The sequence below is a fragment of the Halomonas saccharevitans genome (assembly GCF_900116405.1).
Classification (GTDB): domain Bacteria; phylum Pseudomonadota; class Gammaproteobacteria; order Pseudomonadales; family Halomonadaceae; genus Halomonas; species Halomonas saccharevitans.
The window spans coordinates 63,814-86,040 of the sequence record NZ_FPAQ01000013.1 but is presented as its reverse complement, the minus strand read 5'-3'; the positions used below and the strand labels follow the sequence as shown (position 1 = coordinate 86,040).

Below are 22,227 nucleotides of genomic sequence, written 5' to 3'. Positions count from 1 at the left end.
TCCTCGTAGCCCAGCGCCAGACCAAAGACGCGCTGCCGGAGCATGGTCTCGGCGCGGTGCTGGCAACGGCGAGTGGCCCGAGCATCATCGAGGCGGCGCGCGATGGTACGGGTCAGCCCCATCTCGCGATCCAGCTGGCGAAGCAGCAGGACACCGCCATCGGAGGTGATCTCGCCCCCGTCGAAACCGGCGGTGACCTGGCGGCCTTTACAGCGTGGAAAGGAGGCAGTCGGCGTGGTACATTTTGTCATGGCGGCTGATGCGGTTGATTCTTGGTTAGGCTCTTGAATTATAACCGATTTTCAGCCGCCTTTTTCATGTCTGGTGCAATTTCCGGGTTAGGCATTCATGGTACGTTCGGCCTATCAATATGCCGATAACGCCATACCGTGAGCCCCTGCATGAAACCACCCGTCCCCGAGAATGACACCGCCCGCCTGGCCGCCCTCGAGGCGCTTGGCGTGATGGACTCAGCGCGCGATGCGGGCTTCGATCAGCTGGTCGAGCTGGCGCAGGAGTTCTTCGAGGTCCCCATCGCGCTGGTCTCACTGGTGGCCGAGGATCGGCAGTGGTTCAAGGCCTGTGTCGGTCTGGAGGTCCGCGAAACGTCGCGGGAGGTCTCCTTCTGTGCTCATGCGGTCGCCGCCCTGCAGCCGCTGGTGGTGCCGGACGCCCGCGAGGATGTTCGCTTCAAGGACAATCCCCTGGTCACTGGCGAGCCCGGCATCCGTTTCTACGCGGGACATCCACTGTTTCCCGATGGGGAACATGCCGTGGGGACCCTCTGCCTGATCGACACTCACCCACGCGAGTTTTCCGCCCGCGACCGGCGGCTGCTGGGACGGCTGGCCGGCCAGGTCGAGGCGCTGCTGAGAAAGCATCAGCTGCGGATGCAGCAGGAGGCCCAGCAGCGCGAGCTGGTGACGCTGAACCTGCGCCTCTCCGAGGCCGGCGATCGGCTGGCCAAGGAGCGGCAGCTGCTGCGCTCCGTTCTGGATGGCAGTCGCGATCCCATCTACGCGCGCAGTCGCAGCGGGCGCTACCTGGCGGCCAATACCGCATGCCTGTCGCTGCTGGAGGGCAGCTCCGGTAGGGCGATGGAGGAGGGGACGCCGCAGCTGCCCGCCGAGGTTCAGGCGCGCCTTGATGCGGCGGAGGCCGAGGTGATCGCCAGCGGCGTGGCGCAGCAGATATCGCTGCCGCCCCTCCGGGGCCGCCATCATGAACTGCAGCTCGGGCCGCTAAGAGATGAGGAGGGCGAGATCGGCGGCGTGGTGGGCGTGGCGCGCGACACCACCGAGGCGTTGCGCCAGGCGAGCCTGATTCGCGTGCTGCATCGTGGGATCACCGACTATCAGGCGCTGATGTCGGGTCACCAGCTGTGGGACTTCCTGATGGAGGCGCTGCGCGAGCTCACCGACAGCGAATACGCGTTGATCGGTGAAGTGAACGAGGATGCGGGGCAGCCTGCGTTGAAGATCCATTCCATCACCGATCTCTCCTGGAACGAGGAGTCGCGCCTGCTGATGGAGCGGCTGCGCAACGGTGACATGACGCTCTCCAATCCTCGGTCGCTGCTCGGACGGGTGTTTGCCCATGGCGAGGTGGTGATGACCGACAACCTCGCCGAGCACCCGCATCGCGGCGGTTTTCCTCCGGGACATCCGCCGCTTCACAACTATCTGGGCGTGCCGATCTTCGATGGCCAGCGCCCGATCGGGATGTTCGCCATCGCCAACGGGCGTCGCCGTTACGATCAGGCCCTGCTGGAATGGCTGGAGCCCTTTACGGCGACCTGCGCGCTGCTGATCAACCTCTATCGGCAGATGGCGGAGCGTGAAGGCTACATCGAGGCCCTCTCCACGGCGAGAGACAGCGCCGACCGGGCCAATCGCGCCAAGAGCGAGTTTCTCTCGTCGATGAGCCATGAACTGCGCACCCCCTTGAACGCGATCCTCGGCTTTGCCCAGCTGCTGGAAGGTGGCAAGCGCCACCCGCTGGAGGCGCGCCAGCAGCGCCAGGTCGCCCAGATCGCGCGCAGCGGGCAGCATCTTCTGGAGCTGATTAACCAGACTCTGGATCTGGCGCGGGTGGAGGCCGGTCAGCTGAGCCTCTCCATGGAGGCGCTCTCGCTGGTTGAGGTGGCAGACGATGCCACACACGCCCTGGAGGCGACGGCCAAGGCCCACGACATCGCGCTCCACCAGCAGATTCACGGTCCACTGCCGGCGGTTTATGCCGACTACACGCGACTCAAGCAGGTGTTGCTGAACCTGCTCAGCAACGCCATCAAGTACAACCGTCCGGGCGGCCGGGTTTGCCTGGAGGCCGCCGCGGAGGAGGAGTGTCTTCGCTTCACCGTGCGCGACAACGGCCAGGGAATTCGCGACGAGGGTCTGGCGCTGCTCTTCCAGCCCTTCCAGCGACTTGGGGCCGAGCGTAGCGGAATCGAGGGTACCGGCATCGGCCTTGCCATCACGCGCCAGCTGCTCGAGGCCATGCATGCCACGATCGAGGTCGAAAGCGTCGAGGGGCAGGGCAGTGCCTTCCACTGCCGTCTGATGCTGGCCGACGTCGATCAGCGTGTCGTGAACCGGGCCGAGAAGAAGGGCGCAGGCGCCCCGGAGGAGGTGGCGGCGCGTATCGTCTACATCGAGGACAATCCCGCCAACCAGCGCCTGATGGAGGATATCTTCGAAGAGTGGCAGGCCTGCCAGCTGCAAATCTATCCTAGCGCTGAGCTCGCCCTGCCGCATATCGAGGCCGAGCCGCCGGATCTGGTGCTGATGGATCTTAATCTGTCGGGCATGAACGGCTATCATGCGCTGGAACGACTGCGCCAGCTCCCGCTCATGCGGGCGCTGCCGGTGATCGCGCTCTCCGCCAATGCCATGCCAGCCGATATCAAGCGTGGCCTGGCGGCGGGGTTCGACGACTACCTGACCAAGCCCTTGGAGCTGGCGTCGTTCTTTGCCACCCTCTCGCGCCATCTCTCGTCGTTCGAAGGAAACCCGGATGCCTTCTGATTCCACCCTCTACCACAAGCGGCTGCTGGTGGTGGATGACCATCCCGTCAACGTCGAGCTGCTCCAGGATCTGTTGGAGGATCATGGCTATCGGCAGGTCGCCGGCCTCACCGATCCGCGCGAGGTCCTCGCGCACTGCCAGGCGCAGGTGCCGGATCTGCTGCTGCTGGATATCCGCATGCCCCACATGGACGGCTATGCGGTGCTCGAGGCCCTGCAGCAGGCCTTTGCCATGGAGGCGCCGCCGACCATCGTGCTGACCGCTCAGGTCGATGACGATACTCGCCGGCAAGCGCTGGCCATGGGCGTGCGCGACTTCCTGACCAAGCCGTTCGACCATGAAGAGGTGCTGGCGCGCATTCATAACGCCCTGCGCGATCAGAGCCACTATCAGTGGCGCCGCGATCAGGCCGCGATGCTGGAACGGCTGGTGGCCCAGCGCACCCGTGAACTGGAGCGTCTCTCCTGTACCGATCCGGTGACGAATCTGCCGAACCGTCGTGGGCTCACGGCGACCCTCGGTGAGTGGCAGCGGGACGGCGTCGTGGTGGGCGCGCTGTTCATCGTGCTGCAAGGGATCGATGCCATCATGCGGTACCACGGCCATCGGATGACCGAGGTCTTGCTCAGCGAGATGGCTCGCCGCCTGAAGGCCGCGCTGCCCGATCAGGGCGTGGTCGGGATCTGGGGCAGCCATGAGCTGCTGCTGATTCAGCCCCGGGCCTCGATGGCCGAACTCGAGCACCTGGCAACGCGTGTGCGCGGGGAGCTCAAACGCCCCCTGGCCACGAGTGGCGTGCGGCTGCAGATCGATGGCCGAATCGGCGTCGCCGGCGGCGTAAGCCTGGAGCCGGAGCGGCTGGTGCACATGGCGGCACTGGCGGTGCCCCATGCTCGAGAAGGGGTCGCCATTCAGGTGCATAGCCCGGCGCTGGAAGCCAGTGAACAGCGGCGCATGCAGCTGCGCCAGGCGTTGCCGCAAGCCGTGCAGCGCGGCGAGACCTCGCTTCACTACCAGGCCAAGGTGGCGCTCGCTTCGGGGCGAACCTGCGGCGCCGAGGTGCTGGTGCGCTGGACGCACCCGGCGCTGGGCAGGGTCTCGCCCGCCGAGTTCATCCCGATGGCCGAGGCGAGCGGTGATATCCTGGCGCTGGGCGCCTGGGTACTGGAGGCCGCCCTTGCCACACTTAGTCGCTGGCGGCGTGAGGGGCTAGTCGATGAGGCGTTCAGCCTCGCCGTGAACGTCTCCGCCCACCAGCTGTGCCGGCCGGGCTTCGTCGCCGAGGTGCACGAGGCTCTGGCGCGATACGACGTGCCCCCCTCGGCGCTGGAGGTGGAGGTCACCGAGTCCGCCGTGATGACCGACCTGGAGGTCGCGACCCTGCAGCTCCAGCAGCTGGCCGATCTCGGGGTCAGCATCGCGATCGACGATTTCGGCACCGGCCACTCGTCGCTTGCGTACCTGCGGCGGATGCCGGTCGATACCATCAAGATCGATCGCAGCTTCCTGACGCATCTGCTGGACGACGCCCAGAGTCATCGGCTGGTCGAGTCGGTCGTCGCCATGGCCCATGGGCTGGACTGCCGGGTGGTTGCCGAGGGGATCGAGGCACCGGCTCAGGCCGCCAGCCTGGCGGCCATGGGCTGCGAAATGGGTCAGGGCTTCTGGTTCGCGCGCCCCCAGCCCGTTGAGTCGTTCCTGCCCTTGCTCGAGGAGTATCGCTGAGAAGGGATCGCCGTCAGAGCTCCCGGATGGCCTCGGAGACGCTCTGTGCCCCGGTGAGTATCTCCCGAATGACGTCCTGGGTGGCGTGGATCCGCTGCTGGTTGACCTGACTGTGCTCGACGACGTCGAGGATCTTCTGGTTGGCCATGCCGATGCGCTCGTTGTTGTCGTTCAGCACGCGGGTGATCTGTTCGGCGGCCTGGGTCGATCCCTGGGACAGCTCGCGCACCTCCTTGGCCACCACGGCAAACCCGCGGCCGTGATCCCCCGCCCTGGCGGCCTCGACGGCCGCGTTCAGCGATAGCAGGTTGGTCTGCTGAGCGATTCGCGAGATCGCGTCGGTGATGCCATTGATGGTGCGGACCTGCTCCTGCAGCGCCGAGATGATCTCCTGTGCCGCCTGGATCTCCTCGCCGGCCCGCTGCGTCGAATCGACCGCCTCCTCGAGCTGGGTCAGGCCGTCGGCTGCGATGGTCTCGGTCTGCTGGGCGCTTACCCGAGCGGACTCCACGGTGTGGCGCGCCGCCGCCTCCGACTCGATGGCGGGGGTGATGTCCGTGGCGAACTTGACGATGCGCGTGACCCGGCCGTTGGCGTCTGTCACCGGGTTGTAGGTCGCCTCGAGCCACACTGACCTGCCGTCGGCGGTAAAGCGCTCGTAGCGGCCCTGCTTGAAGACGTTGTCGGCAAGCTCCGCCCAGAAACCGGGGTTATTGGCGTAGAAGGCCTCGCTGCAGAACATTCGATGATGCCGACCCGCGATGTCTTCTTGGCGATAGCCCATGGTGTCGAGGAAGTTGTCGTTGGCGCGCAGGATCTCGCCGTCCGGCGTGAATTCAATCACGGCCATGGAGGCATTCAGGGCGCCGAGCACTGCCTGCTGATCGTCGGTGGCCTGGCGCTGCCGGGTCACGTCGCTGGCGATCTTGATGATGTAGGCGACGCGCCCGCGGGCGCCCTTCACCGGCACGTAGGTCGCCTCGAGCCAGAGCGGAACGCCGCGAGCGTCGAGGCGCTGGAAGGTGCCTTCCTGACTTTCGCCACCGGCAAGCTTTTCCCAGAATAGCCGATAGGCCGGGTCGTTATGTATCTCCTGGGGGCAGAAGAGACGATGGTGCTTTCCCTTTACCTGATCCAGCTGATAGCCGACCGCGTCGAGGAAGGGGGCGCTCGCCTTCAGGATCACGCCGTCGGGTGAGAAGACGATGCAGGGCGTGTGGGCGGTCAGGGCTCGGTACAGCGGGGTTTTGCGCGTTGTCGTCAGCATTCAGGGCCAGTCTGGTAGTTTCGTCGGGAAGCACCTCACCGGAGGTTATCGGCCGGTGTGGGGACATGCTTGAGTCATCCGGCGGTTGAGCCGGCGGTGATGTGTATCGACGAGCGAGGCGGCGACTCGGTATCTGCGAGAGGCGCCATGCTGGCGAGGCACAAACAATTAGTAAATTCTAAATCTATCACAGTACGGGAGAGGTGGCGGGCGATATTTCCTGCAGGAGCGCGAAGAGAGGCACCCGGTTTCTGAGGTCGCGATGCCGGGTCTCGGACGGCATCGCTGAAGATGAAAGTGCTAGGCTGTGACGGCGGGAATGGCAACAGAGCGGCAAACAGATACCGTATCGTTCACCGCAGGACTGAACAGTTAATGGTCGGTCAGTCGGTGGCACCTGAGCCCGGAAAATGTGGGGGGAGTGGCGACAGCGTGAGCACCGTCTAGTGCTGACTGCTACTGCCGTAGCCTATGGCCTAGGCATCTTTGCACTATCACCGTGGGGCGCTAGCGAGCCCCTGGAACCCATACGGAACCCAGCCGATTTTTTCTGAGCCACAACGAAAAACCGCCACCCGGCATGATCCGTAAGTGGCGGTTTATCTGATGTTTGTGGTCGGAGCGACAGGATTCGAACCTGCGACCTTTGCAACCCCATTGCAACGCGCTACCAAGCTGCGCCACGCTCCGACGGTGTTTCGGGATGTTTGGCCGTTGGTCCTGGCCCCCGAGAACGAGGCGTATACTAGCGCGACCCGAGGCAAATGAAAAGTCCTTTTTGCGCTTTCTTTTCAATTGCTTGGCCAGCCAGAACCTGGGGCCCCCGGATCAAGCTGGTTCTGTCACAATATCGGCAATCAGGACAGGCTCCACGGGAGCCGCAAAAAGGAAGACACGATGCCGTTGATCATGGGGATGAGCATGCTGCTGGCGTGCCAGTTTGCAGGGGAGCTGTTGGCGAAGGGCTTGCTGTTGCCGATACCGGGGCCGGTGATCGGCATGGTGATCCTGCTGGTGGCGCTATTGGTGCGAGGCAAGGTGCCTTCTTGCCTGCGTATGGCGGGGGAGGGGCTCCTGCGCTATCTGACGCTGCTGTTCGTGCCGGCCGGGGTAGGGCTGATGGTGCACTTCGAGCTGATCGGTGCGGATCTCTGGCCGATCGCGGCGACCCTGCTGGTGTCCACGGCGGCGACGCTCACCGTGACGGCCTGGGTGCTCGAACGGTTGCAGCGTCGCAATGCCTCACGCGGCGGTCGGGCGGGAGATAACGGATGAACCTCGCCTCCTTCGATCAGCTGTGGGTCTATCTCTCCGGAAACCCGCTGCTCTCCCTGCTGGCGACGCTGCTGGTGTTTGCCCTGGCCGTCAAGATCAACCGCGCCGTGGGCGGCACGCCGCTGCTGCATCCCGTCACGCTCGCCATCGCGATGCTGATCACGCTGCTGCTGCTGGTGGACATGGACTATGCCACTTACTTCGAGGGCGCCCAGTTCATTCACTTCCTGCTGGGGCCGGCCACGGTGGCCCTTGCGATCCCCCTGTACGACCATCGCCAGCGCGTCTATCGCCTGCTGTGGCCGCTACTGCTGGCCTGTGGGGCAGGGGTGCTCACGGCGGTGTCGACCACTCTGGGACTCGCCATGCTGCTCGGCGCCGATCCCAAGACGCTGCTCTCGCTGGCTCCCCGCTCGGTGACGTCGCCGATCGCCATGGGTATCGCCGAGCAGATCGGTGGCATTCCGTCGCTGGCGGCCGGCCTGGTCCTGCTGACCGGCTCCATCGGCTGCGCCCTGGGGCCCTGGATCCTGCGGCTGTTGCGCATCACGGATCCGGCCGTTCAGGGCTTCACCATGGGCCTTTCGGCTCACGGTTTCGGCACGGCCCACGCCTTCGCGCGCATGGGCGCCGTTGCCGGCGCCTTTTCGGGCCTGGCCATGGGGCTTTCGGGCCTTCTCACGGCCTTCCTGCTGCCGCTGATCACCAGCCTTCTGGGCCTGAGCTGAACCTTGCCCTCGTCAGAGTTCCTCCCAGACTCGGCGCCGGAAGTCGTGTGACAGCTCGGCGGCCTTCTTCATGCGATCCATCTGCGCATCGGTGAGCTCCGAGATCAACGCCTGGTAGCGCTTCTGCATCTCGGCCGGAGTCTGCGGAGTATCGCCGTCGAAGGACTGGGCAATCTTCTGGCCGCTCTCGGCGAGCGTCTTGAGAAACTGCGCCTCGAACTGCATGGCCTCGGCCATGCTCTGCATCCAGGCCATCTGCATTCGCGCCATGGGCGTCACTCCCTGACTCCACTGCTGCTGCCACCACTCCATCATGGGCTCGGCGGCCAGGGCCGGATTGGTCGCGGTGTCGTCGTGCTGGGTCATCGTCGGTCTCCTCCGGGCTTTCGGATGATAGGCATCTAGTCTCCTTCGGGCTTTCTGAGTATAGAAGACGATTCGCCGATGGTGCGTTGCAGCGAAGCCGTATCCAGCATTTTTCCGCGCTTGCGTGAAATGCCTTCACGGGAGTCCGCCCGCATCTGGGCTAGGGTCAGAAGGAGGAATCGTCAAGGCATAGGAGGGCGGTGATGTGGCAAGCGATCAAGTCAGTGCTGGCGGCCTTTCTGGGCGTGCAGAAGGATGAGCGCCGCCGGGAGGATTTTCGCTCTGAGCGCCCCGGAACCTTCATCGTTGCGGGAGTGATCGTCGGGGCGGCATTCGTGTTGCTGGTGGCCTTCGTGGCGATGATGGCTGCTCGCTGAGCGTGAACGTTGACGACCGCGTTTATCACGCCGGTGAGGTGCGCGTAGAAGAACGGCCGCGCTCTTCTATACTCCTTCAAGCGCTGACTAATACAACAATGATTCGAGGAGGCGCCGATGCGCAGGCTGCTTGTGTGGATGGCGGTAGGGGTGATGCTATCAGCCCTGACCCCGATAGCGCTCGCCAACGGCTGGAACATGCCGGTGGGCGTCACGGCGTTGAGTCGCGATATCTACTCTCTGCACATGATCATCTTTTGGATCTGCGTGGTCATCGGGGTAATCGTCTTCGGGGCGATGTTCTATTCCCTGTTCCGCTATCGCCATTCGCGCGGCGCCAAGGCCGCCACCTTTCACGAGCACACCAGCGTCGAAGTCATCTGGACGGCGATACCGCTGCTGATCCTGGTGGCCATGGCGGTGCCCGCCACCGCAACGCTCAAGACCATGTACGACGCTTCGGAAGCCGACCTCGACGTCATGGTCACCGGTCAGCAGTGGCGCTGGCGCTACGACTACCTGGGCGAGGACGTGGCCTTCACCTCTAATCTGAGCACGTCGCGAGAGCAGATCAGCGGCACCAGCGAGAAGGGTGAGAACTACCTGCTCGAGGTGGACGAGCCACTTGTGCTCCCGGTGGGTCAAAAGGTGCGTTTGTTGCTGACCTCGGACGACGTCATCCATTCCTGGTGGGTGCCCGATCTCGCCGTCAAGCAGGATGCCGTGCCCGGCTTCGTCAATGAGAACTGGGTGCGCATCGACGAGCCCGGCATCTATCGCGGCCAGTGCGCAGAACTCTGCGGCCGCAATCACGGCTTCATGCCGGTGGTGGTCGAGGCCGTCGAACCGGAGCGCTTCGAGGAGTGGATGGCCAAGCGCAAGGAGGCGGCCCAGCAGGAGGCGATGAGCGCTGATCGCGAGTGGAGTCTCGAGGAGCTGATGGCCCGAGGTGAGCAGACCTACGGCGCCGTTTGCGCCGCCTGCCACCAGCCGGATGGCGGCGGCAGTCCGCCGGCCTTCCCCGCCCTGGCGGGCAATCAGGCGCTGCTGGAGGAGCCGGAGCGCCATATCAATGTCGTGATTGACGGGGTGGCGGGATCGGCCATGCCGGCGTTCCGCAACACGCTTAGCCCGGTGGAGATCGCCGCGGTGGTCACCTACGAGCGCAACGCCTGGGGCAACGACGCCGGCGATACCGTGCAACCGTCGGAGATCGCCGAGCGCCTCGCCGCCCAGGGCGAATGAACGGTCCTTCCGCTCCTCTTTCGTGATGGTCCACAGGAGATTCCGATGGCTTCCCACCTGCCACCCAAGCCGACTCCGCAGCACAGCACAACCACCGCCGGTGGCATGGCCGAGTCCGGGCATGCTCGCCCTCGCGGGCTGATGCGCTGGCTCTTGACCACCAACCACAAGGAGATCGGCACGCTCTACCTGCTCTTCTCCCTGACCATGTTCTTCATCGGCGGGATCTTCGCCCTGGTGGTCCGTGCCGAGCTGTTCCAGCCCGGCCTGCAGCTGGTGCAGCCCGAGTTCTTCAACCAGATGACCACCATGCACGGCCTGATCATGGTGTTCGGTGCGATCATGCCGGCCTTCGTCGGCCTGGCCAACTGGATGGTGCCGCTGCAGATCGGCGCCCCCGACATGGCCCTGCCGCGCCTCAACAACTTCAGCTTCTGGCTGCTGCCGGTGGCCTTCCTGCTGCTGCTCTCGACCCTGCTGATGCCGGGAGGCGGGCCCAACTTCGGCTGGACCTTCTATGCGCCGCTCTCGACGACCTACGCGCCGCCCTCCACCAGCTTCTTCATTCTCTCGCTGCACCTCGCCGGGATCAGCTCCATCCTCGGTGCGATCAACATCATCGCGACCATCCTCAATCTGCGTGCCCCGGGGATGCGCATGATGGACATGCCGCTGTTCGTGTGGACCTGGCTGATCACCGCCTTCCTGCTGATCGCCGTGATGCCGGTGCTCGCCGGGGTGATCACCATGATGCTGATGGACATCAACTTCGGCACCAGCTTCTTCAATGCCGCCGGCGGCGGTGACCCGGTGCTCTTCCAGCACCTGTTCTGGTTCTTCGGGCACCCCGAGGTTTACATCATGATCCTGCCGGCCTTCGGCATTGTCTCGGCGATCATCCCGACATTCTCGCGCAAGCGCCTCTTCGGCTACGCCTCCATGGTCTACGCCACGGCGGCCATCGCGATCCTCTCCTTCATGGTCTGGGCCCACCACATGTTCATCGTCGGCTTGCCGCTGGTGGCCGAACTGTTCTTCATGTACACCACCATGCTGATCGCGGTGCCGACCGGCGTGAAGGTGTTCAACTGGGTGGCGACCATGTTCCGCGGCTCGATCAGCTTCGAACCGCCCATGCTGTTCGCCCTGGCCTTCGTGGTGCAGTTCACGGTCGGCGGGTTTTCGGGGCTGATGCTCGCCATCGCACCCGCCGATTTTCAGTATCACGACACCTACTTCGTGGTGGCGCACTTCCACTACGTGCTGGTGCCCGGGGCGCTCTTCGCGATCCTTGCCGGCGCCTACTACTGGCTGCCCAAGTGGACCGGCCACTACCCATCGGTGCGCCTGTCGCAGTGGCACTTCTGGCTGTCGGTGATCGGCGTGAACCTGACCTTCTTCCCGATGCACTTCTCGGGCCTGGCCGGCATGCCCCGTCGTATCCCCGACTACGCGCTGCAATTTGCCGATTTCAACCTGGTCTCGAGTCTCGGCGGCTTCCTGTTCGGCGCCTCACAGCTGCTCTTCGTGCTGGTGATCATCAAGTGCGTACGCGGCGGCGAGAAGGCACCGGCTAAGGCCTGGGAAGGCGCCGAGGATCTCGAGTGGAGCGTGCCCAGCCCGGCGCCGCTGCATACCTTCGAGACGCCCCCGACGTTTCAACCCCGCGAGCACTGAGCGAGCCCGCCAGGGCTCAGGAGGCAGGCATGAGCAGACGTGACGATCAGGCCACGGGTCGTGCAGGGGTCCGTCGCACCGTGACCCGTACCCTGGTGGTGCTCGCCGGCATGTTCGCCTTCGCCTTCGCCCTGGTGCCGCTCTATGACGTCTTCTGCGACCTGACCGGCCTCAACGGCAAGACCAGCGCGCGGGCCCAGCCGCTGGTCGAACAGGAGGTCGATGCCTCGCGGATGGTCACGGTGCAGTTCATCACCCGGGGCAGTCAGGGCCTGCCCTGGCACCTGGAGGTGAATACCCGCCAGATTCGTCTGCACCCCGGCCAGCGCGAGGAGGTGTTCTTCACCTTCCGCAACAACGGCGATGCGACCACGCTCGCCCGCGCGGTGCCCAGCGTCTCACCGTCGGCGGCATCGCTGCACCTGCGCAAGCTGACCTGCTTCTGCTTTCAGGAGCAGCAGCTGGCGGCCGGCGAGACGTTGAAGGCACCGCTGGTCTTCCAGCTGACCCGCGACCTGCCTGCTGACATCAAGACGGTGACCCTGGTCTACACCCTCTATCCCGTTCAGTCGGCCCAGGCCGAGGTCGCGCGCCGTGAGTCGATCACAGAAGGAGACAGCGCATGAGTGGTGGCAGCTACTACGTACCCGAGTCCAGCAAGTGGCCGATCCTGGGGTCGCTTTCGCTGGGGGCCATGATGATTGGCACTGGTACCCTGCTGGTGCATGGACTGGCGGGGATGCCGGTCATGGTGATCGGCCTGCTCGCCATCCTCGCGGTGATGACACTGTGGTTTCGCGACGTCATCCGCGAGTCGCGGGGCGGGCTCTATGATGCCCAGATGGATCGCTCCTTCCGCTGGGGAATGGGCTGGTTCATCTTCTCGGAGGTGATGTTCTTCGCGGCCTTCTTCGGCGCGCTCTTCTACGTGCGCACCTTCGCGCTGCCGTGGCTGGACGGGGAGGGCGCCAAGGGCGTGGCCTCGCTGCTGTGGCCCGATTTCACCGCGTCCTGGCCGCTGCTCAACCCGCCGGACGCGAGCATCGAGGGGCCCCGCGAGACCTTCAGCCCCTGGCACCTGCCGCTGGTCAACACCCTGATCCTGGTGACTTCCAGCATCACCCTGACCATCGCCCACGAGGGCATCAAGGAGGGCTTTCGTGACAGCGCCCGCTTCTGGCTCACCGTCACGGTGCTGTTGGGCCTCACGTTCATCACCGTCCAGGGGGTCGAGTACTACGAGGCCTATGCCCACTACGGGATCACTCTGCAGGCCGGGATCTACGGTGCGACCTTCTTCCTGCTCACCGGCTTTCACGGGCTGCACGTGATCATCGGCACCATCATCCTGGCGGTGATGCTGTGGCGCGTACGTCAGGGGCACTTTACCGCCGATGATCATTTCGCCTTCGAGGCAGGGGCCTGGTACTGGCACTTCGTCGACGTGGTGTGGATCGGCCTGTTCACCTTCGTCTATGTCTTCTAAAGGTGGGTCTTCTAAGGGCGGGTCTTCTGAGCTCGGGTCTTCTGAGTCCGGGCCTTCTCAGCGGCTCAGGCGCCGAGATCGCCGAGATAGAAGCCGAAGAACAGCAGGGCCAGCAGCAGCGCCGCCAGGCCCACGCGCAGCTTGAGCGAGACCAGGACGCGGCGAGAGCGCCCCCCGTCTCGGATCAGGAAGCCGGCGCCGGCGGCGAGACTGATCACCATGGCGAGAAAGACGAGAGCAATCATTATCTTGAGTAACATTCACGGCTCCATGAAAGCGTCGGCATCGAAGCGGCATCATCGCCGATTCCCGGCGCGTCGGCTCGGCTGGTGGGGGTTCTGGTCCTGCCTGGTGATGGCGGGTCTCGCCCTAGGACTATGGCAGTGGGAGCGGGCCGCCGACAAGCGCGAGTACCTGGCGCGCCTGGAGGCGGCGCCGCGGCTGGAATCGCCAACCGAAACCCCGCCTCCCGGGGCCCGTGTGGTGTTGCGCGGGGAGTACCTGGCCGGGGAGACGCTGTTTCTCGACAACCGGATTCATGAGGGGCGTCTGGGCGTGGCGCCCCTCACGCCCTTTCGCGATCTCAACGGCCAGCTCTGGTTGATCCAGCGTGGCTTCCTGGCGACCGGCCCGACGCGAGACGACCCCTCGGTCGACACGCCCGATGGCGTGGTGCGTCTGGAAGGGCGCTGGCAGGCGTCGGGCGATGCGGCTCCACTGTTTGGCCCCAATCGCGAGGGCAATCGCCTGCAGCGCATCGACCTCGCGGCCTGGCGACTCGACGAGGGCGTCGCCCACGCCGGCTGGCTGCACCTCGAGCAGGGGCCTGGCCATCTCGCTTCCTGGTGGCAGCCAAGCGTGGTGCCGCCGGAACGCCATCTGGGCTACGCCCTGCAGTGGTGGGGGCTGGCCCTGGCGGCACTCGTCATCATGCTGGTGGGCGCCCGTCGCTTCGCGCGTTCCGAATCGATCTCCTCCCCGAGCAAGGAGCCTCCCCGATGACCCACACCGAACGCCAGCGCCTGAAGCTGCTGGCCCTTTTGGCGATCTTCGCACTGCCTCTCGTGCTGGCCTGGGGCATGGTGCAGTGGCGCCTCGGCATTCCCGAGGGGCGCACCGCTCACGGCGAGCTTGCGCCCACGCTGCCCAGCCTGGATCAGTGGCCGCTGACGGCGGTGAAAAAGGATAGGGCGAGTGACTGGCTGCTGGTCTTCGACTGTTCCGAGGCCTGTGCCGAGCGCGCCGATCGCTGGTGGCGGCTGCATCGCGCCCTGGGGCGCGATGCCGATCGAGTCAGCCGCCTGCGCATCGGCGGAGAGGGCAAGGCGCTGCCCGGGGCCGCCGTGGCACAGTGGACGGACGCGGCCGAGTGGCGAGGCTCCCATCGCCTGTGGATCCTCGATCCCGAGGGGCGCGCGGTGCTCGGCTACGGGCCCGAGGTCGCGGCGTCCGATGTGCTGACCGACCTGCGTCGTCTGCTGCGGCTGAATCCCGAGTCGCCCCTGGCGCAGTACGCTACCGTCCAAGCTGAGACACTTCAGGCAGAGACAGGCCCGGACGATATAGCTACGGGTGACGCCGCAGCGAGCGACACAGCATCAGGGGAGCAAGCCGATGGCCGCGGATGAGAGCGTCCAGCGCCTGGAGGCCCGCCGCCGCTGGCTGGTGCGCTTGAGCCTGGCGGGAGTCGTCTTCACTGCCGTGGTGGTGCTGGTGGGGGCCTGGACACGGCTGGTGGATGCGGGTCTCGGCTGTCCCGATTGGCCTGGTTGCTACGGCGCCCTGGTGGTGCCGAACGCCGACCGTGCCCTGGCCCACTCCCCGACGGTGCCGCTGGAGTCCGCCAAGGCCTGGGTGGAGATGGTACATCGCTACCTGGCCTCCCTGCTCGGGCTGCTGGTGATCGTCCTGATCGTGGTGGGCGCTCGGTGGCGCCGCGAGGTCGCGTATCCGTGGCGCATCAGCCTGGGGCTGCTCGTCGTGATCCTGATGCAGGGGGCCTTCGGCGCCTTCACCGTGACGCTGAAGCTGTGGCCCCAGGTGGTCACCCTTCACCTGCTTGGCGGGCTCAGCGTGATGGTGCTCTTCCTCTGGTTGCACCTGCGCCTGCGCCGCTTCCGGCCCGGCGACCCCCGGCGGGTCAGCCCCCGGCCGCTGACCCCGCTGTGGCGACTGGCGCTGGCGCTTCTCGTCGCCCAGCTGGCGCTCGGCGGCTGGACGTCGAGCAACTATGCCGGGATCGCCTGTCAGGGCTTTCCCACTTGCAACGGCCAGTGGTGGCCGAGCATGGACTGGAGTGAGGGCTTTCATCTGACCCAGACGGTGGGGCCCAACTATCTGCACGGGCAGCTGCACGCCGAGGCGCGCAGTGCCATTCAGTTAGGACATCGGCTGGGGGCCCTGGCGCTCGGCCTCGGCCTGCTGCTGCTCGCCGTGCGCTACCGCGACGCGACCGGCATGCGCCCCTGGCTGGCGCTGCTGGGCGGTACCTTTGGGGCGCAGCTAGCGCTGGGCATCGCCAACGTGCTGGCGTGGCTGCCGCTATGGCTGGCCCTGCTGCATACCGCCGTCGCGGTGGCGCTGGTGGCAGCGATGACCCTTGCCCTGTGGCACTGGCGCTGGTCGAGCGTGACGCAGGGCACGGCCGCGCCGCAGGCGGGGAATTCGGTAACGAAGGAGGAGTGGGCTCATGTCTGAGGTCGTGATGGAACGTGCAGCGGTCGGCCATCTCACCGGCTGGGGCTGGCGAGATCTCTACACGCTGTGCAAGCCCCGGGTGGTGGCGGTGATGCTGGTCTGCACCCTGGTCGGCATGCTGCTGGCGGCGCCGCTGCCGGGGACGGCGGCGGTAGTCTTCGGCCTGGCGGGGATCGGCCTGGCCGCCGGGGGAGCGGCGGCCTTCAATCACGTGGTCGATCGCCGCCTGGACGCCTTGATGCTGCGCACCGCGGGCCGCCCCCTGGCGACCCAGCGCCTGCCCACCGGGTTGGCGCTTGGGTGGGCGACTCTGCTCTCGGTCTGCGGTATCGGGCTGCTGGCCTGGCAGGTCAATCCGCTCACGGCCTGGCTTACCCTTGGCTCGCTGATCGGCTATGCGCTGATCTACACCGCCTTTCTCAAGCATGCCACGCCGCAGAACATCGTCATCGGCGGGGTGGCGGGAGCGGCGCCGCCGCTGCTCGGCTGGACGGCGGTCACCGGGCAGCTGGGCCCCGAGCCGCTGCTGCTGATGCTGATCATCTTCGCCTGGACGCCGCCGCATTTCTGGGCGTTGGCGATCCACAAGCGCGACGAATATGCCCGGGCCGGCGTGCCGATGCTGCCGGTCACCCACGGCAAGGCCTTTACACGCTTGCAGGTCTGGCTCTATGGCTGGTTGACGGTGGCGGTCACGCTGCTGCCGTTCGTCATCGGCATGAGCGGGGTGCTCTATCTCGTCGGGGTGACGGCCCTCAATGCGCGCTTCATGGTCTGGAACTGGCGGGTCTGGCGCGGCCGCGACCCGAAGGCACCGCTGGCGGCCTTCTGGTTCTCCATTCGCTACATCCTCGGCGTGTTCGGCGTGCTGCTGCTGGATCACTATGCCGCGGCCTGGATGCTCGCGAGCTGAGTCGACGCCAGCGTCATCCGAAAAAGAGGAGCCCGGCCATACGGCCGGGCTCCGTCGTTCGGGTCGGGCGGCGTCCCTACCAGAGGGCGAGGATCAGGAAGTAGGCCATCAACGTCACGACCACCGTGCTGATCAGGTTGAGCATGAAGCCGGCGTGGATCATCGACTGGATCTTCATGCGACCGGTAGCGAAGACGATGGCATTGGGTGGCGTAGCCACCGGCATCATGAAGGCGCAGCTGGCGGCGATGGCCGCGGGCACCGTGATCAGCAGGGGCGAGATGTCCAGCGACAGCGCCAGGGCGCCGAGCAGCGGCAGGAAGGCGGCCGCGGTGGCGGTGTTGGAGGTCACCTCGGTGAGGAAGATGATCACCAGCACTACCACGCCGACCATCGCCAGTAGCGGTAAGGCGCCGAAGATGCCGAGCTGCTGGGCGATCCACTCCGCCAGCCCCGAGCGGCTGATGGCGCCGGCCAGCGCCAGGCCGCCGCCGAACAGCAGCAGAATCCCCCAGGGGAGCTCCTTGGCGGCGTCCCAGTCCATCAGGCGCCTGCCATCGCCGCGGCCGGTGGGCACCAGGAACAAGGCAATGCCGGCGATGATGGCGATACCCGTGTCTGAGAGCCAGTCGAGCCCGGCATCGTTGAGCAGCGGCCGCAGCATCCAGGTCACCGCCGCCAGCAGGAAGATCAGACCCACGCGGCGCTCGGGCGCGCCGATTCGGCCGAGCTTCGCCAGTTCGTCGCGCACCATGCCGGCGCTGTCGTCGCCGACCTTCAGGTTGAAATCGCGGCGAGTCAGCCACCACCAGGCACTGACCATCATGACCGCGCTGATCGGCAGGCCGATCATCATCCATTGGGCGAAACCCAGATCGATGCCGCGGTCCTCGGCCAGGTAGCCGGCGAGCAGGGCATTGGGCGGGGTGCCGATCAGGGTCGCCACGCCCCCGATGCTGGCGGAGTAGGCGATGGCCAGTAGAAGCGCCGTGGCGTAGCGGTTCAGCTCGACCGGGTCGGCGTCGTCCAGCAGGCTGACCACCGACATGCCGATGGGCAGCATCATGATGGCGGTAGCGGTATTGGAGACCCACATGCTGAGAAATCCGGTGGCCAGCATGAAGCCGCCGATCTGGCGACGCGGCTGGTGGCCGACCACGCGCAGGACGTGCAGCGCGATGCGCCGGTGCAGGGCCCAGCGCTGCATGGCAATGCCGAGCAGGAAGCCGCCGAGGAAGAGATAGATGATCGGGTTGGCATAGCTGGCGGCGGTCTCGTTCATGTCGCCGATGCCCAGTGCCGGCACCAGGGCCAGCGGCAGCAGCGAGGTGGCGGGGATCGGGATAGCCTCGGTGGACCACCAGGTGGCCATCAGGAGCCCCAGGCCGGCGCAGGCCCAGGCCGGATCGGACATGCCGGTGGGCGCCGGTGCCAGCAGGGTCAGCAGTACCCAGAGTGGGCCCAGCCACAGGCCGATACGTGTGGACAGGGCGGGTGCCGAGGGCGAGGCGTAAGAGTCGTCGGATGTGGGCATCGTCGTTCCGTCGTTCCATGCGCGGTGGGTGGAGAGAGGATTTTACGCAAGGCCCAGGCCGTCTGCAGAGCCTTGATCGGTAAATCGACCTGGTCGCCTTGCCGGGTCACTCGAGCGTGATTTCGGGGTCTGGCGGGCGGCATGTATGATGAAGTCCCTGACACGAACCGACACGGGACATGCCCATGAACCCTACTCTGGCACTCATTCTCCTTGGCCTGGGGCTGGCGATCATCGCCGGTCTCGGGGCCTATGCTTTCACGCTCTGGAAGGAGGTACGGCGGCGCCGGAACTTTCGTGAAGAAGAGTTGCGGCGTGCCCATGAGAACTGCCTGGAGAACCTCGAGATGGTGGCCTCGGCGCTGGCCCAGGAGCAGGTCGATATCACCGAGGGGTCCTGGCGCTGCAAGGTGCTGCTGGAGATCCTCGATCAGGACCTGACGCAGCGGCCCGACTTCCAGGCATTCGACGAGGTCCATCGCCGTACCCAGCACCTGCACACCCATGCCGCGCGCAAGGCCTTGAGTCCGAAGGCGCGGTTCCAGGAGGACCGCGAGCGTCTGATGGTCGAGGATGAGATGCGCGAACCGGTACTCAAGGCCGCGACGGCAGTAATCGAATTTCGTCGCGGCTGGCCGGGTAGTCTGCACTGACTTCCTGTTGCCGGTGTCTGCAGGAAGGTGTGCGTTGGCCACCTGCGTTGATTGCAACCGTCCAGGCTCTGCGGCAAGCTGACACCCTCACGTTGACGGCTAATATGCATTGGATGCCCTAGCCGCCGTGCCTGGAACTGGCCGAGAAAGGCGTAACGTGCTTTCTTGGAAGGTGCAGGAAGCGGTTCGGGGGCCGTTTCCCTCGGTTCATTCCTCGGAACCCCCTGGCAATGGCGCTCCTTACCCGTCGTGCCGGGATGTAGTTAAGAAGAAGGAGTCTTGCATGAAAAAATCAACGACTGGTTTGTTGCTCGGTTCTGCGCTGGTGGTCGGGCTCTCCGGCTGTGCCAGCTCAGGGTCTCAATCCTCCGGCATGGACAGCGGCGTTTCCTCTGACCGTGCCTGGTACCAATCTCCCTTCGTCTGCGGGCTCGCCGGCGGCGTGATCGGTGGCGGTCTGGGCTATGCCACCAGCGGCGAATCCGATGAGGATACCGGTGCGGCCATCGGCTCCACCGCGGGTGCGGCCATCGGTGCGATGCTGTGTGCCGAGCCCAACCGCAGCCCGGCACCGGCGCCGCGCGACACCGACGGTGACGGCGTCACCGATGCCAACGACCAGTGTCCGGGCACACCGGCAGGCGTGGCCGTGGATGCCGTGGGTTGCCCGCTCGACTCCGACGGCGATGGCGTGCCGGACTATCAGGACCAGTGTCCGGGTACCCCGGCCGGTGCCGAGGTCAACGCCCTGGGCTGCGAGCAGGACCTGGTGCTGCGCGACGTCAATTTCGAGTTTGACTCTGCCGTCCTGACCATGGGCGCCGAGGACATCCTCGCCGATGTCGCCGAGAAGCTGCGCGCCAACGAGAATGTTCGCGTGCGCATCGAGGGTCACACCGACGCCGTGGGCAGCGATTCCTATAATCAGGACCTCTCTCAGCGCCGTGCCGACTCCGTCGCCGATTACCTGGCGAGCCAGGGCGTCTCGATGGATCGCATGCGCACCATCGGCTACGGCGAGTCCCAGCCGGTGGCCAGCAACGAGACTGACGCTGGCCGTGCCGAGAACCGTCGCGTCGAACTTGGCGAGTGGGAGTGATCCTGCCCTGACCCGAGCCACCGTCCCGGCATCGCCCGGGACGTGACGCAAGCACGAGACAAGGCGCCTACGGGCGCCTTGTCTCGTGTCGGGGTTCCTGCCCTTGGCCATCCACCGTGGCGCCACAGGGGGCGCTTCTGCTAGGCTATGTGGCTTTCAGACCACGACCATTCGTCTGGCGACACGTGATCCCTGGTATGGATCACCACTGCGCACAAGGAAGCCTTCATGCCCATCGTGACCCTGCCCGACGGCAGTCAGAGAACCTTCGACGACCCCCTCAGCGTGATGCAGCTGGCCGAGAGCATCGGTCCCGGTCTCGCCAAGGCCTGCGTGGCCGGCAAGATCGACGGCGTGCAGGTGGATGCCGCCGATATCATCGACCATGATGCCGAGGTGGCGATTCTCACCGCCCGCGACGCGGAGGGCCTCGAGGTCATTCGCCACTCCTGCGCCCACCTGATCGGTCATGCCGTCAAGCAGCTCTATCCCGACGCCAAGATGGCCATCGGCCCGGTGATCGAAGACGGCTTCTACTATGACGTCGACTTCGGACGCTCGGTGACCCCCGAGGATCTCGAGGCCATCGAGGCGCGCATGAAGGCGCTGATCGATCACGAGTACGATGTGGTGCGCGAGTATGTCGATCGCGATCACGCCATGCTGCAGTTCTTGCACCGCGACGAGCCCTACAAGCAGGAGATCGTGCGCGGCATTCCCGAGGGAGAGACCATTCGTCTCTACCATCACGAGGAATACCTCGACATGTGCCGGGGTCCTCACGTGCCCAATACGCGGCACCTCAAGGCGTTCAAGCTGACCAAGCTCTCTGGGGCCTACTGGCGAGGCAACGCCGAGAACCCCATGCTGACCCGTATTTACGGCACCGCCTGGGGCGACAAGAAACAGCTCAAGGCCTATCTCAAGCGCCTCGAGGAGGCCGAAAAGCGCGATCATCGCAAGCTGGCCAAGAAGATGGATCTCTTCCATCTCCAGGAAGAGGCCCCTGGCATGGTCTTCTGGCATCCCAACGGCTGGACGATCTACCAGGCGCTCGAGCAGTACATGCGTCGCGTGCAGATCGAGCACGGCTATCAGGAGATCAAGACGCCCCAGGTGGTCGATCTCTCGCTGTGGAAGGCCTCGGGGCACTGGGGGCACTACAGCGAACTGATGTTCACCACCGAGTCGGAGAAGCGCGAGTACGCGGTCAAGCCGATGAACTGCCCCTGCCACGTGCAGGTGTTCAACCAGGGGCTGAAGAGCTACCGCGACCTCCCTCTGCGCCTCGCCGAATTCGGCAGCTGCCACCGTAACGAGCCCTCCGGCTCGCTGCACGGCCTGATGCGGGTGCGCGGCTTCACCCAGGACGACGCGCACATCTTCTGCACCGAGGGGCAGATCCAGGCCGAGGCCGAGGCCTTCATCGCCCTGACCCTCCAGGTCTACAAGGAACTCGGCTTCGACGACGTGGAGCTCAAGCTCTCCACCCGCCCCGAAGGCTACATGGGCGAGCCGGCGCTTTGGGATCGTGCCGAGGCCGGTCTCGAGGCGGCGCTGAACGCCACCGGCCTCGAGTGGGACCTGCAGCCGGGCGAGGGCGCCTTCTACGGGCCCAAGATCGAGTTCTCGCTGCGCGATTGCCTCAACCGCGTCTGGCAGTGTGGTACGCTACAGCTCGACTTCAACCTGCCGGGTCGCCTGGGGGCGCAGTTCGTCGACGAGGATGGCGTGCGCAAGACGCCGGTGATGCTGCATCGCGCGATTCTCGGTTCCTTCGAGCGGTTCCTGGGTATCCTGATCGAGCACTATGCCGGCGCCATGCCGCTGTGGCTGGCGCCGCAGCAGGCGGTGGTCATGACCATCACCGATGCTCAGCGTGATTACGCCGTCTCGCTGGTCGAACGGCTCCAGAAAGTCGGTCTGCGCGTCAAGTCGGACTTGAGGAACGAGAAGATCGGCTTTAAAATCCGAGAGCATACGTTGCAGAAGGTCCCCTATCTCCTGGTGGTGGGAGATAAGGAAGTCGAGTCCGACTCGGTGGCCCTGCGCACCCGCAGCGGCGAGAATCTCGGGACGATGACGGTAGACGCCTTCATCGAGCGGATTCAGACCGAACGGCAATAGCGACATCTTCCAAGCGATAGTGGAGACGGAA

Annotated in this window: 21 protein-coding genes and 1 tRNA gene; 16 read left to right on the top strand and 6 right to left on the bottom strand. The window is 65.5% G+C overall.

The window, feature by feature from the left end; genetic code table 11:
• A partial coding sequence (locus BM388_RS07890; RefSeq protein ID WP_175535057.1) for a transposase occupies nt 1-251 on the bottom strand: 251 nt, incomplete at its 3' end.
• 150 nt (nt 252-401) lie between these two features.
• Here BM388_RS07890 and BM388_RS07885 point away from each other — a divergent pair.
• Together BM388_RS07885 and BM388_RS07880 are read left to right on the top strand one after the other, a co-directional pair.
• Entirely contained in the window at nt 402-3,026 is a 2,625-nt protein-coding gene (locus BM388_RS07885; protein ID WP_089848875.1) for a GAF domain-containing protein, read from the top strand.
• Nucleotides 3,016-4,752 carry a putative bifunctional diguanylate cyclase/phosphodiesterase gene (locus tag BM388_RS07880; RefSeq protein ID WP_089848873.1) on the top strand — a complete coding sequence of 579 codons (1,737 nt, stop codon included), beginning with the start codon at nt 3,016-3,018 and terminating at the stop codon, nt 4,750-4,752. Before BM388_RS07885 ends, BM388_RS07880 begins: the two co-directional genes overlap by 11 nt.
• Nucleotides 4,753-4,765: 13 nt before the next feature.
• Here the strand turns inward: BM388_RS07880 and BM388_RS07875 are convergent, their stop codons facing one another.
• Both BM388_RS07875 and BM388_RS07870 read right to left on the bottom strand, forming a co-directional pair.
• Nucleotides 4,766-6,019, bottom strand: coding sequence for a methyl-accepting chemotaxis protein (locus BM388_RS07875; protein ID WP_089848871.1), 1,254 nt, complete (start codon nt 6,017-6,019; stop codon nt 4,766-4,768).
• Nucleotides 6,020-6,632: 613 nt separating this feature from the next.
• Nucleotides 6,633-6,709 (bottom strand) — tRNA-Pro (locus BM388_RS07870).
• A gap of 207 nt (nt 6,710-6,916) precedes the next feature.
• On the opposite strand from BM388_RS07870, the gene BM388_RS07865 reads away from it, so the two are divergent.
• Nucleotides 6,917-7,294 (top strand): CidA/LrgA family protein, encoded by a 378-nt coding sequence (locus BM388_RS07865; protein WP_089848869.1) that lies wholly within the window; start codon nt 6,917-6,919, stop codon nt 7,292-7,294.
• Nucleotides 7,291-8,022 carry an LrgB family protein gene (locus tag BM388_RS07860; RefSeq protein WP_089848867.1) on the top strand — a complete coding sequence of 244 codons (732 nt, stop codon included), beginning with the start codon at nt 7,291-7,293 and terminating at the stop codon, nt 8,020-8,022. The genes BM388_RS07865 and BM388_RS07860 overlap by 4 nt, the downstream gene beginning before the upstream one ends.
• A gap of 12 nt (nt 8,023-8,034) precedes the next feature.
• Here the strand turns inward: BM388_RS07860 and BM388_RS07855 are convergent, their stop codons facing one another.
• On the bottom strand, nt 8,035-8,388 hold the full coding sequence (locus tag BM388_RS07855) for a hypothetical protein (RefSeq protein WP_089848865.1): 354 nt from the start codon (nt 8,386-8,388) through the stop codon (nt 8,035-8,037).
• Nucleotides 8,389-8,591: 203 nt separating this feature from the next.
• On the opposite strand from BM388_RS07855, the gene BM388_RS07850 reads away from it, so the two are divergent.
• The 5 genes from BM388_RS07850 (at nt 8,592) to BM388_RS07830 (ending at nt 13,173) form a co-directional block, all read left to right on the top strand.
• Complete coding sequence (locus BM388_RS07850) at nt 8,592-8,765, top strand: DUF2970 domain-containing protein (protein ID WP_089848862.1); 174 nt, start codon at nt 8,592-8,594, stop codon at nt 8,763-8,765.
• A gap of 117 nt (nt 8,766-8,882) precedes the next feature.
• On the top strand, nt 8,883-10,010 hold the full coding sequence (coxB, locus tag BM388_RS07845; RefSeq protein ID WP_089848860.1) for a cytochrome c oxidase subunit II: 1,128 nt from the start codon (nt 8,883-8,885) through the stop codon (nt 10,008-10,010).
• 45 nt (nt 10,011-10,055) lie between these two features.
• A complete protein-coding gene (gene ctaD, locus BM388_RS07840; protein WP_089848858.1) occupies nt 10,056-11,687 on the top strand; it encodes a cytochrome c oxidase subunit I in 1,632 nt (543 codons plus the stop codon).
• A gap of 29 nt (nt 11,688-11,716) precedes the next feature.
• Entirely contained in the window at nt 11,717-12,313 is a 597-nt protein-coding gene (locus BM388_RS07835) for a cytochrome c oxidase assembly protein (RefSeq protein WP_089848856.1), read from the top strand.
• Nucleotides 12,310-13,173 (top strand): cytochrome c oxidase subunit 3, encoded by an 864-nt coding sequence (locus tag BM388_RS07830; protein ID WP_089848854.1) that lies wholly within the window; start codon nt 12,310-12,312, stop codon nt 13,171-13,173. The genes BM388_RS07835 and BM388_RS07830 overlap by 4 nt, the downstream gene beginning before the upstream one ends.
• Before the next feature lie 65 nt (nt 13,174-13,238).
• Here BM388_RS07830 and BM388_RS07825 read toward each other — a convergent pair whose 3' ends face one another.
• Entirely contained in the window at nt 13,239-13,433 is a 195-nt protein-coding gene (locus BM388_RS07825) for a DUF2909 family protein (protein WP_089848852.1), read from the bottom strand.
• Here BM388_RS07825 and BM388_RS07820 point away from each other — a divergent pair.
• Genes BM388_RS07820 through cyoE form a run of 4 tightly spaced genes read left to right on the top strand, consistent with a single transcriptional unit; the run spans nt 13,423 to nt 16,783 of the window.
• Nucleotides 13,423-14,175, top strand: coding sequence for an SURF1 family protein (locus tag BM388_RS07820; RefSeq protein WP_342714237.1), 753 nt, complete (start codon nt 13,423-13,425; stop codon nt 14,173-14,175). The genes BM388_RS07825 and BM388_RS07820 overlap by 11 nt on opposite strands.
• Nucleotides 14,172-14,801, top strand: a complete 630-nt coding sequence (locus BM388_RS07815) for a hypothetical protein (RefSeq protein WP_245781488.1) — start codon at nt 14,172-14,174, stop codon at nt 14,799-14,801. The genes BM388_RS07820 and BM388_RS07815 overlap by 4 nt, the downstream gene beginning before the upstream one ends.
• Entirely contained in the window at nt 14,788-15,870 is a 1,083-nt protein-coding gene (locus BM388_RS07810; protein WP_089848848.1) for a COX15/CtaA family protein, read from the top strand. Before BM388_RS07815 ends, BM388_RS07810 begins: the two co-directional genes overlap by 14 nt.
• Nucleotides 15,863-16,783: a heme o synthase gene (gene cyoE / locus BM388_RS07805; RefSeq protein ID WP_245781487.1), complete on the top strand. Its 921-nt coding sequence runs from the start codon at nt 15,863-15,865 to the stop codon at nt 16,781-16,783. The genes BM388_RS07810 and cyoE overlap by 8 nt, the downstream gene beginning before the upstream one ends.
• A gap of 76 nt (nt 16,784-16,859) precedes the next feature.
• On the opposite strand, the gene BM388_RS07800 is transcribed toward cyoE, so the two are convergent.
• A complete protein-coding gene (locus BM388_RS07800; protein WP_089848846.1) occupies nt 16,860-18,317 on the bottom strand; it encodes an SLC13 family permease in 1,458 nt (485 codons plus the stop codon).
• 185 nt (nt 18,318-18,502) lie between these two features.
• Here BM388_RS07800 and BM388_RS07795 point away from each other — a divergent pair, with 185 nt between their 5' ends.
• The 3 genes from BM388_RS07795 (at nt 18,503) to thrS (ending at nt 22,196) form a co-directional block, all read left to right on the top strand.
• Nucleotides 18,503-18,970 carry a DUF2489 domain-containing protein gene (locus BM388_RS07795; RefSeq protein ID WP_089848844.1) on the top strand — a complete coding sequence of 156 codons (468 nt, stop codon included), beginning with the start codon at nt 18,503-18,505 and terminating at the stop codon, nt 18,968-18,970.
• A 283-nt stretch (nt 18,971-19,253) separates the two neighbouring features.
• Nucleotides 19,254-20,069, top strand: a complete 816-nt coding sequence (locus BM388_RS07790) for an OmpA family protein (protein WP_089848842.1) — start codon at nt 19,254-19,256, stop codon at nt 20,067-20,069.
• Between the two features lie 228 nt (nt 20,070-20,297).
• A complete protein-coding gene (gene thrS, locus BM388_RS07785; protein WP_089848840.1) occupies nt 20,298-22,196 on the top strand; it encodes a threonine--tRNA ligase in 1,899 nt (632 codons plus the stop codon).
• Nucleotides 22,197-22,227 lie beyond the last annotated feature (31 nt).